The sequence below is a fragment of the Carnobacterium sp. 1290_CSPC genome (assembly GCF_001053265.1).
Classification (GTDB): Bacteria; Bacillota; Bacilli; order Lactobacillales; family Aerococcaceae; genus Aerococcus; species Aerococcus urinaeequi.
The window spans coordinates 60,935-72,580 of record NZ_JVVG01000004.1; the positions used below are offsets into that span (position 1 = coordinate 60,935).

At 40.7% G+C, this 11,646-nt stretch carries 6 protein-coding genes; 5 read left to right on the forward strand and 1 reads right to left on the reverse strand.

Going from position 1 to position 11,646, the window contains the following annotated elements:
* Positions 1-16: 16 nt before the first annotated feature.
* Positions 17-568, reverse strand: a complete 552-nt coding sequence (locus AC973_RS00520; protein WP_048725864.1) for a DUF924 family protein — start codon at positions 566-568, stop codon at positions 17-19.
* A gap of 447 nt (positions 569-1,015) precedes the next feature.
* Between AC973_RS00520 and AC973_RS00525 the strand changes: the two genes are divergently transcribed.
* From AC973_RS00525 to addA, 5 genes are all read left to right on the forward strand, one after another.
* Positions 1,016-1,720: a tRNA (adenine(22)-N(1))-methyltransferase gene (locus AC973_RS00525; protein WP_048725867.1), complete on the forward strand. Its 705-nt coding sequence runs from the start codon at positions 1,016-1,018 to the stop codon at positions 1,718-1,720.
* A gap of 12 nt (positions 1,721-1,732) precedes the next feature.
* Complete coding sequence (locus tag AC973_RS00530) at positions 1,733-2,548, forward strand: Nif3-like dinuclear metal center hexameric protein (RefSeq protein ID WP_048725870.1); 816 nt, start codon at positions 1,733-1,735, stop codon at positions 2,546-2,548.
* A gap of 13 nt (positions 2,549-2,561) precedes the next feature.
* On the forward strand, positions 2,562-3,818 hold the full coding sequence (pepT, locus tag AC973_RS00535; RefSeq protein WP_048725871.1) for a peptidase T: 1,257 nt from the start codon (positions 2,562-2,564) through the stop codon (positions 3,816-3,818).
* Between the two features lie 130 nt (positions 3,819-3,948).
* Positions 3,949-7,677, forward strand: a complete 3,729-nt coding sequence (locus tag AC973_RS00540) for a PD-(D/E)XK nuclease family protein (protein WP_048725874.1) — start codon at positions 3,949-3,951, stop codon at positions 7,675-7,677.
* Positions 7,667-11,530, forward strand: a complete 3,864-nt coding sequence (addA, locus tag AC973_RS00545; RefSeq protein WP_048725876.1) for a helicase-exonuclease AddAB subunit AddA — start codon at positions 7,667-7,669, stop codon at positions 11,528-11,530. The genes AC973_RS00540 and addA overlap by 11 nt, the downstream gene beginning before the upstream one ends.
* The last annotated feature ends 116 nt before the right edge of the window (positions 11,531-11,646 follow it).

Sequence of the window (11,646 nt, forward strand, 5' to 3'; positions counted from 1 at the left end):
TTACTTAGATAAATGTTTAAAATGAAGAGTTTTCTTGGGTCAGGAATTCAGCTTCTTCAGCGGTAGTTTCGCGACCTAGCACCTCATTGCGGTGTGGATATCGGCCGAACTTGTCGATGATGTTCTTGTGTAACTTTTCGCAGTATAAATTATTCTCGTTGCCAATTTCTTGAAAAATGGTTAGCGTCCATTTGTGGACGGTTTTAGATTCAGAATGCATAAAAGGCATAACTGCGAAGATTTTTTCTTGCTCGTTAAATAAGTCATTAAAAGCTGGATGGTGATACAATTCTTGTGACAGGGCAAGAGCCATTTTATCTTGGGAAAATGACTTGGCAGATCCACGCCAGAGATTGCGGGAAAATTGGTCTAAGACAATAATTTCAGCCAAGCGTCCATAAGGATCATCGCGCCATTGCCAAAGTTCATTATTAGCAGCCGCTGTCCAAGTATCTAGAAACTGGTAGCGGATTGTGGCATCAAAATTATTATCTTTTGCGAACAACAAGTCTGCATTTTCAGCTGCAAACCAGAAATCTAGCACTTGTTGTAGGTTTTTAATAGCCATAAAATACCTCCGTTCATATTAACTACAGTCATTTGTGATTTTTGGAACCATCGCATAGCTGTTAAATATTCATTATTAGTATATAATAAAAAGTATAATCAATCACAGAAAACACATTATATAGGAAGAAACAATTCAAATATATCTTGTGGCAGATTGGCTCAATAGAAAAGAGTTATTGATAAAGTGCTTGGGTAATCGATTAATATCCGCGAGCACCTCTATCGTGCTAGATGATTGTGAATAAAAATAAAAAAACTTCCAAGTCCTTATTATTAAATGAAAAGTCGACATTGGAAGTTCTTTGGTGAAACGACCGTTTATCTGTCTCATAAAATTTCTTGTAAAGTAAAAATTATCTTGTTATTTTACGAGGCAAATCCCTAAAAAATACCTGAATCTTTGTTATAATTGTTCTGTATTGAAAACGAGTGGAGAAGATAAATTATGAATGTAAATCACTTATCAGACCGACTAGCATCGGTCGCATCTTTTGTGAAAGATGGCGCGCGGCTGGCAGATATTGGGTCAGACCACGCTTACTTACCGGTCAATTTGGCTAGTCAAGATAAAATCACTAGTGCAATTGCTGGTGAAGTTGTGGCAGGACCTTTTCAGTCTGCCCAGCAAGAAATTGCTCGTCAGGAATTAGGGCATAAGGTTGAAGCGCGACTTGGAGACGGTTTAGCGGTTATTGAACCATCAGACCAAATTGACACCATTACCATTTGCGGTATGGGCGGCGCTTTAATCGTGGATATTCTAGCTCAAGGGTTAATTGACGGTAAATTAGCGACTAATCCGCGTCTTATTCTGCAACCAAATGTGGCAGAAGACAAGGTGCGTCAATGGTTAAACACCCATTCTTATGAGATCGTTGATGAAGCGATGATTGCTGAAAATGGTAAGTTTTATGAAGTGATTGTAGCGGATTACCGAGACAACTTACAACAGAAACTAACGAATGATGATATTTTATTTGGCTTATTTAACAAAGAGAAATATACTGCCATTTTCCAGGAAAAATGGCAGTTAGAATTGAAACGGACAAACTATGTATTAGACCAACTTGAACAAGCCAGCAACCGCGATGAAAGCAAGATTGCCCGTTACCAAGAATTGAAGGCAGCGATACAAGCACAATTAGCTTAAGGAGGCATTGATTTGTCACTCACAATTAAAGACTTTATCCAGCAGTTCCAAACTTTTGCACCAGAATATTATGCGGTTGAAGGGGACCCAACTGGTTTACATTTTGGTCATCTCGACCAAGATATTCACAAGATTTTGGTGACCTTAGATATTCGCCCCGAAGTGGTTGAAGAGGCTAAGAAAATTGGAGCGGATTTCATCTTTGCCCACCATCCACCCATTTTTAAACCGGTGAAACGCCTAACGGAGGATGATCCGCAACAAGCGATGTATGCGGAAATTATTCGCTCAGGTATTGGGGTATACGCGGCTCATACCAATTTGGATGCTGCGCCAGCTGGGATGAATGCCTGGCTTTCTGATTTATACGAGGTTGAAAACGTAGAAGTTTTGCGAACCCATACGATAGATGAAACGACCGGGCAAGCGATTGGTATTGGACGCATCGGAGATTTAGCTGAACCGATGACTCTAGAAGCTTTCGGTGAATTTGTGAAAGCAAAAACGGGCGTCAATGGTTTAAGGATGGTGGTTGCTGATAAAGATAGACCTGTTAAACGGGTGGCTATTCTAGGAGGTGACGGCGGTTCTTACTTCGAGGATGCACTGGCTAAGGGTGCGGATACCTTTATCACTGGTGACGTTTACTACCATACCGGCCACGATATGATTGCGGCGGGCTTGAACGTGATCGACCCAGGTCACCATTTTGAATCAATCGTAAAATCTAAAATGACAGACATGTTTAAGCAATGGAACGATGAAAATAACTGGCAGGTTGATGTAGTTGCTAGCCAATTAAATACGGATCCATTTACATTTATATAGGAGGAAATACTGAATGACTTATCAAATTAAAGACCAAGAATTATTAAACCGCTTTGTGACTTATGCAAAAGAGAATACGCGCTCAAACGAGGCGAATGCGGACCAAGTGCCTTCATCACCAAACCAAGTAGCATTCGCTAAGAAATTAGCTAAAGAATTAACGACTTTAGGTTTTTCAGATGTCTTCTACAATGAGAAAGACTCATTTGTCACAGCAACAATTCCAGCAACAGATGACAACAAAGAATACCCAACAATCGGTTTCTTTGCCCACGTAGATACGGCAGATTTTAACGCTGAAAATGTTAGCCCGCAAATCATTGAAAAATATGATGGTGGCGTGATTCCTTTAGGTGATTCTGGCTATGAATTAAATCCTGCTGAGTTTGATTCATTAAACAAATATGTCGGTCAAACTTTGATTACAACGGATGGGACAACTTTACTTGGTGCAGATGACAAGGCGGGTATCGCTGAGATTGTTACTGCTGGTAAATACTTAATCGACAATCCATCCATTAAGCATGGAGAAGTGAAAGTGGCTTTTGGTCCGGATGAAGAAATTGGTGTTGGGGCTGACCGCTTTGACGTTGAACGATTTGGCGCAGATTTCGCCTACACTATGGACGGTGGCCCACTAGGTGAATTAGAATTTGAAACTTTCAATGCGGCTTCAGCAGTGGTTGAAGTAGCAGGTAAAAACATTCACCCAGGTTCAGCGAAGGATTTAATGATCAATGCCTTACAAGTGGCTATCGATATCCATAACCAATTACCAGAAAATGAACGTCCTGAAAATACAGAAGGGCGCGAAGGTTTCTTCCACTTAATGGGTATGGAAGGGAATGTAGAAGCTGCTAAAGCGACTTACATTATTCGTGACCATGACCGTCAACAATTTGAAAACCGCAAGGCATTAATCCAAGATGCTGCAGGTAATTTAAATGCATTTTATGGTAGTGACATTGCCACAGTTACTTTAAATGATCAATATTACAACATGGGTGAAATTATTAAAAAAGATATGCGTCCTGTAACTCTTGCTGAAAATGCATTTGCTGCTGTAGATATCCAACCAGATATTATTGCGGTTCGTGGTGGTACCGATGGGTCTAAATTGACTTACATGGGACTACCAACACCAAACTTATTTGCTGGTGGGGAAAATATGCATGGTCGTTTTGAATATGTTAGCCTAGAAACGATGGTGAAGGCCACTGAAGTTATTCTAGCCATCATTGAAGGTGCTGGCGATTACAACAATCTATAAAATACTATTTTTAAATATATGAAGGTAAAAACATTTACCGCAAAGAAAGAAGTTGGCGTCTATCCGGTGTCAACTTCTCCTTTTATATATTTAGCAATTAAAAATAGTTGCTTTTACAAAAGGAGGGCTTATGAATTTACAGTTTATTTTAAAGACCCCGACACAAAATAACCTGAAATCTGTATATGAAGACATTGATGCTTATCTAAGAGCAGATGTCGAAAATCAAGTCTTTATTATTACTGACGACAATATGAAATTTGATTTAGAGATATCTGTTTTACGTCAAATGAAGGCAGTCCAGTTGAATGCTGGCCATACAACTGACAATAAACATGCTGGCATGATGCGACTACAAGTGCAGTCCTTCAAACGGTTAGCTTGGTATTTATTGCAGAAACAAGATAGTCAATCAGTTGGGGACGTTTCAGATATTGGTAATGTCATGGTTATCGGTCGCGTTTTAGCGGATATGAAGGACGACTTATTGGTATACCGGGGTGAATATAACCAGATTGGTTTTGTGGAAGCCTTGGCTGACTTATTTAAAGAGTTAGTGAACGGTCAAATTACCAGTGACGTCTTTTTAAATTCGTTATCTAGCTATGAGTCTAGTGAACAGCCCTTGATTCAAAATCAAGTGAAGAAAATGAAAGAACTGGCTGTAATTTACGGAGAGTACGAAAAGTATTTAGCGGGCTTAACAATGGCAGACCAAAACGTTTTTGCCCAATTGAGACAAGCTATTTCGGACCAAGACTTATCTAAAACAAGAATTATCATTACGGGCTTTGATTATTTTAATGCCCAAGAGTTGGAGACGATTGTTGCCTTCCTTGAAAACTGTCCGCAAGTGCAAATTGTCTTAAATTTAGATCAACCTTATGATTTTAGGACGCCGGACTGGTATGAGTTATTTACGGTAACTGGGAAAACTTACAATCAATTGATGCAATTTGCTAGAAAGCAAGAGATACCATTTGCTAATCCTATAGTAGCTGAATCAGACAACAGTTATGCAGATGGTTTTAAAGTCTTAGATCATTATCTAAGAACGGACAACCGTATTGAAAGTGGCCAAGTTCCGCAAACTGACCCTGCTAAAACGGCAGTCAACCAGGTTATGGAAATTTGGGAAGTACCATCTACTCATATGGAAGCTGACCAAGTAGCCAATGAAATTTATCGATTAGTGGCAGATCCAAATGCCGATTACCGCTACAAGGACATCCAAATCCTATCTAGAGATGAGGATACCTATCAACACGCTTTGCAGGCAGCTCTTGATGCCAATGAAATTCCTTATTTCACAAATTTCCAAGAGGATATGGCTCTCCATCCGCTTTACCGGCTGATGATGAGTTTGTATCGGGTTTACCAAGGTAATTGGCGGTATCAAGATGTCTTTGATTTACTGCGTAGTGAATTATTAACGCCAGTTGATTTGGGTGACTTGACCCATTGGAATGATCCAACTTTTGATTCAGTAGAGGTAGTATCGGATGAATTGTCAGCTTCCAAAAAGCAGCAAATTCAATTCCGTGATGCGATCGATTTGACAGAAAATGTTGTTTTACGAAATGGTTATGAAGGACAATTTTGGTGGTCTAAAGACCGTATTTGGTCCTATATTTTAGTGGGGGAAGACGGCGAAAAAATAGGGACAAAGCGGGATATTGCGATCGAAGCAACCGCTAACCAGGTAAAAGCTTTTGTTGTTGGGGCCTTGTCGCCACTATTTGACAATTGGAAAAAGGATCAAACGACTGAAGCGGCTATCACATATTTCTATCAATTCCTAACCAATAATGGGATTCCAACCAATTTGATGAATTGGCGGGACAGCTATTTAGAGGCTGGGCAATTACAAGAGGCGAGACAACACGAACAGGCTTGGCAAACCTTTATCCATATGTTGGACGACTATGTCCTCTTATTTGGTGAGGAATCATTTGACTTAGAATACTTCTTTAAGATTTTAGATTTGGCCTTTCAAAACGCAAGCTATGCCATGGTGCCACCAACAATGGACTCTGTTACAATTGGCTCTTTTGATGAAAATAGGGTAGAGGCAAAGAAAATCACTTTTCTTTTAGGTATGTCCAAATATGCCTTACCGGTGGTCTATGAAGAGAAATCTCTTTTAACCAATGAGGACCGGCAATTAGTGGTTAGTCAATTAGATGACTTACAAGCCTTAAAACAATCGGCCGATAGTAAGAATAACAATGAAGCCTATAAAGCTTATTTGGCATTCCTATCTGCCACAGATCATTTATATATTTCCTATCCCTTGAATAACGGCGATGCGGATACTGAAGGCTTGTCGCCAATGATCCGCCGTATTGCAGAGACTTTTGATATTCAAACCAAATATTTACGGCAACCGTCTGACCATGCAGCTGAAGAAACCTTGTTGAAACTAGGTAATGGTCACACCCAAGTCCGTTATCTACTGAAAGCCGTGGCCCAAGATGCCCATGGCCTACAAAGTTTAAGCCAGATATGGCGGCCTGTATATGACCAGGTAGTATCCAATCAATCTACTGCTGGTTTCTTTAAATGGTTGCAGTCTAGTTTGACCTACCATAATACGGTACTGCCACTTACACCAGAATTGTCCCGGTCTTTATACGGGGATATTTTGGCCGTATCTGTTTCCCAGCTTGAACTCTATAATCGAGATCCCTTCTCTTATTATTTGAAATATGGGTTGAAATTAAAAGAGCGACCTAGCTTCCAATTAGATTCCTTGCAAACAGGGAATTACTTCCATGAAATGCTGGACCACTTTTTCAAGGAAGTAAATCAAAAAGATTTTGATTTGGCTAATCTTTCTGATGGCGAGGTCAAGGAAATATTAGGGAAAGTGACGGATAAGCTAAATGATCCGGATGTCTACCCTGAGTACACGGTCTTTAAGGTTAACCACCGCAATAGTTACTTGCAGGAATCAATGAAAGAGACCATTCAGTTGCTGGTTGAAAATATGATCAAGCAACGCCAAGCGGTTGATGTAGAAACTATCGAAACGGAACAACGATTTGGCTACACCCAAAATGAGGACGAGGAAGAAGAGAACATCACGCATTTCACTTTAGCAAACGGTCAAGAAGTTCGTTTGCGCGGTAAAATCGACCGGATTGATGCGGTGTCACAGGTTGAAAATGGCCTGGAACAAAACTTCATCCAAGTGGTGGATTATAAGTCATCGGCTCATGATGTGAAATTTGACCAGATTTATGTAGGGTCCCAATTGCAGCTTTATACTTATTTGAAGGTGGCTTTAGACCAGTTAAATCAAGATGGTCAAACTGCCTTGCCACTAGGTGCTTTCTACCAACGGATTTTCCAACCTCAAGTGAAAATTGAAAAGCAAACAGATTTAACTGACAAAAATATTGCGGATCAAATTTTGGCGGACTTGAAACTGTCGGGTTATGTACGGGCTGACTATGATCTATTAGAAGATATTCATAGCGAAGGACTTGAACCAGGTGGGAAGTCGAGCGTTTATGCGGTGAGCCGGAAGAAAGATGGCGATTTCGCTAAAGCTGCCAAAGTCTTAACCAAGGATGAGTTGAATAAGTTGTTAGCCTTTGTTGAAGAGAAGATTGTGGCTACAGCAGAACAAATTGTGTCTGGCCATATTGCTTTAAATCCGCTTGATGATGATCCGTACATTCCATCCATGACTGAGCCTTACCGGTCTGTATCTATGTTCGATGCAACGGACTATACCAATAAATATCGACCAAATCCGTCTATGAATCAGGATGAATTTTTCCAAGCCTTAATGACAGATACCCATAAAGATGAAAGTGTAGCAGAGGAGGACCAGACAGACGATGAAGAATAGACAGAAGCAAACCACTATTCCATTACAAACAGAAGCTAATGCCCGTTATACAGCCGACCAATGGGCAGCGATACATTTAGAAGGGGATAACTTGCTCGTTTCAGCCTCTGCTGGTTCTGGTAAAACGAGTGTCCTTGTCCAACGCATTTTGCAGAAGGTACGACGCGGCTATGGGGTGGATGAGTTACTGGTTGTAACGTTTACCGAAAAAGCGGCAAGTGAAATGAAAGAGCGTTTGGAAGTAGCCTTACAAGAAATGATCAATGAAGAATCTGACGCTGACAGTCGTCAACACTACCTGCAACAAATCGCCAAATTGCCGCAAGCCAATATTTCAACCATTGATGCCTTTTGTAAGCAAGTCATCCAACGTTATTATTTCTTGATTGATTTAGACCCAGTTTACCGATTGTTAACCGATGAAACTGAAAATATGATGCATTTTGAAAATGTTTGGGAGGCCTTGAAAGAGGACTTATTAGCAGAAGGCAATCAAGATTATTTACGTATGGCAAAACACTTTGCTTCCGACCGTAAAGATGACAAGATTGACCAGTTGATTTTCGACCTATACAACAAGTCTCGGGTCCATACCCATCCAAACGACTGGTTAGATGGATTAGTAGCCAAATATCCGGATGAGGATACCCCCTACGGTGAGTCTGATTTTTATCAAGAATATGTGGTCCCTGCTTTAATAGATGAAATTGAAGCTCTTGAAAATACTGCACGACTGTATATTGAAGACCTGCCAGTTGCTGAAGCGGTTGGTTTTGAAAAAATGGCCATTTCTGTGAAAGAAAAGTTAGCTTACTTAGACCAATTGAAGACGAATGTGAAGGCCTCTTATAAAGATGCCTACCAACAAATTATTGCAACATCTTTCCCTGCTTTAGTTCGAAAAAGTAAGAAAGACTTTGAAGATGGTAACGACGCACAAAATGATTTACGAACTCAGTTAAAAGACCGACACGACAAAACAATTAAAGACGTATTCGACAAGGATATCTTGCCTTACTTTACCTTTGACGAGCATTACCAAGGCCTCTTTATTCAAGATGCTAAAAAACTTGGGCAAGCCATTATAAATGTGGAGAAGGTCTTTACTGAACGAATGACAGCCCATAAATTTGACCAAAGAATCTTAGATTTCTCAGATATCGAACTTTTTACCTATCAAATTTTAAGTAAGCAGTTAGCGGACACAGAAACTGGCGACGGCGGAAGTGTGAGTGGAAACGTCAATACTATGAATGAGGCTAAGGCTTACTATCGGGACAAGTTTACTGAAGTCATGGTGGATGAGTATCAGGATGTCAATGCCTTACAGGAAGCCATTCTACAAGCTGTATCAGGGAATCCGGAAGACCCAAATATGTTCATGGTGGGGGATGTGAAGCAGTCGATTTACCGTTTCCGCTTTGCTGAACCAGGTTTATTTATCCATAAATTCAACCAATTCGCGGATGGTAATGGAGGGCAGAGGATTGTCTTAGCGGAAAACTTCCGGTCAAGAGCAGATGTCCTTGATTTTACCAACTTTGTATTCCGCCAAGTCATGGATCCACAAGTGGGGCAGATTGCTTATGATGAGGATGCAGCCCTTAAATTGGGCTTTACCGCCTATCCAGAAACCGACCGGATGCAGACTGAAATTCTCCTTTACGAGGAGGAAGATGGCAGTGAAGCTAGCGATTACGACCAGGAAGGTTTAGACGGTTTAGATGGTGAGGTCTCAAATGGGACGAAAATGCAAGCAGAATTGATTGCCCAATCCATTTTGGACAAGGTCAACAACCAGCACATGATTTATGATAAAAAGCTGCAGGCAGATAGACCCATCACCTTTAATGATATAGTAATTCTTGTAGCAACTAGACGTAACCATTCGGAATTAGAGGATGTTTTTGCCCAATATAAAATTCCTTTGATGTTGGATGATTCGGCGAACTATTTCCAGCGTACAGAAATCCGTGTCATGTTGAATGTCTTAAAATTTATCGATAATCCTTACCAAGATATTCCACTGGCGGCTATTTTGCGGTCACCAATTATTGGTTTAAATGAGCAAGACCTAGCGAAAATCCGGATTGCCAACAAACAGGCAACTTATTATGACGCTATGAAAACTTATATGGCCATGGATGAAGGGCAAGATGAAAGACTAGCTGAAAAATTGCGGATTTTGAATGATTGGCACTTAGCGTGGCGGGATATCGCCCGCGACAAACCGTTGGCGACTTTAATCTGGCAAATTTATACAGATACGGGCTTCCTCGATTATGTTGGTGGGATGCCAAATGGCGAGATTCGGCAAAATAACTTGCATGGTTTTTATAAATTGGCGTCTGACTATGAAGTGTCAGCCTTTAAGGGGATTTTCCAATTTATCCGCTTTGTTGAGAAAATTCAAGAGAAAGACAACGACCTGCAAGCACCCAAACACGGGGACGACGCTCAATCTGCGGTCCATGTCTATACTATTCATCATTCAAAAGGTTTAGAGTTTCCGCTCGTTTACGTCTATAACATTTCCAAGCGTTTTAACACTCAAGACTTAAGGCATTCGGTGATTTATAATGACACTATCGGTATTGGGGTGAAATTGTCTGATAGAACACGCCACATCACCTATCCAAATATGTTTGAAATGATGGCTAAACGCTTTGAAAAGAAAGACATGTTGGCTGAAGAAATGCGGAAATTATACGTGGCCTTAACTCGAGCGGAACAGCAATTGGTATTGGTGGGTATGGTGAAAAACTTCGATACCACGATTGGCAAGTGGCAAGGGCTTTTGATGAAAGACGAGCAATTATCGCCCTCAGGCCGGATTAAAGCCAACAGTTTACTCGATTGGATTGGCCCAGCGCTGATGCGCCACCACGATTTTGACCAGGTTAACCATTCAGTCCATATTCCAGACTATCTAGCCAACACCAAGACCAATTTTCAGATTGCAGTCGTTTCTAGCGAAGACGCGCTTGCGGGCCGTAGTAAGTGGGTACAGACGGTAGATGAATCCAATCGAGTTGACCAAGCAGAACTTTTAGCGACCATATTTTCAGATGACAAAATGGCTACCAGTGACCAAGCTAATAAACAAGTCATTCAGCTACCAGCTGCCGACTTCGATTATGCTTATCAATCAGCGACCAAGACAACATCCTTCCAATCAGTATCAGAATTGAAACGGATGCTTCAAGATCCAAGTGACCTCGACTTACAACCTTGGTCAGTCAACAATCAAAATAAATTGACTAAAACCTTCCGTTATACAGAAGAGGACTATGACCAACCGAGTTTCTTGGCCAAAGAACAAGCTGTCACACCAACAGCTATTGGGTCAGCGGCCCATTTGTTAATGCAGAAGGTGAACTTAAGGGCTAAACCAAGTGAAGCGACCTTTAAAGCGCTCTTTGATGACCTATGCCAAAGAGGAGTTTTAAGCCAACAACTTTGGCCCCATATTCAAGTGGATAAACTAGTAGCCTTCTTCGATACGGTAGTGGGGCAATTGATTTTGAGACAAGTTGACCACGTATATAGAGAAGAAACATTCTCTCTGATGGTTGCTGGATCAGAAATCTTTACGGATATGGCAACAGATGATGACTTGTTGGTCCACGGGACAATTGATGGTTTTATTTTATTACAGGATGAAATCTTCCTGTATGACTTTAAAACTGACCGGATTGCTTATCTAAATGAAAGCCAGCAAGAACAAACCTTAATCGACCGTTACCAAGGGCAAATGGATCTTTATGCCCAAGCCCTTGAAACCATTTGGGAACGGCCAGTTACACAGAAAATGATTATATCTTTAGATACATTAAAAACTTTTTTTGTCTAATAACACTTGCAAAAGTAATACAGAAGGTGGTATACTATCTCTTGTATTAGTTTTGCATGCGGGTGTAGTTTAGTGGTAAAACCATAGCCTTCCAAGCTATCGTCGCGAGTTCGATT

What these genes read in the sequence shown, in the direction of transcription:
- AC973_RS00520 (WP_048725864.1), bottom strand. Translation starts at nt 568, where the DNA reads ATGGCTATTAAAAACCTACAACAAGTGCTAGATTTCTGGTTTGCAGCT.
- pepT (WP_048725871.1), top strand. Translation starts at nt 2,562, where the DNA reads ATGACTTATCAAATTAAAGACCAAGAATTATTAAACCGCTTTGTGACT.
- AC973_RS00525 (WP_048725867.1), top strand. Translation starts at nt 1,016, where the DNA reads ATGAATGTAAATCACTTATCAGACCGACTAGCATCGGTCGCATCTTTT.
- AC973_RS00540 (WP_048725874.1), top strand. Translation starts at nt 3,949, where the DNA reads ATGAATTTACAGTTTATTTTAAAGACCCCGACACAAAATAACCTGAAA.
- addA (WP_048725876.1), top strand. Translation starts at nt 7,667, where the DNA reads ATGAAGAATAGACAGAAGCAAACCACTATTCCATTACAAACAGAAGCT.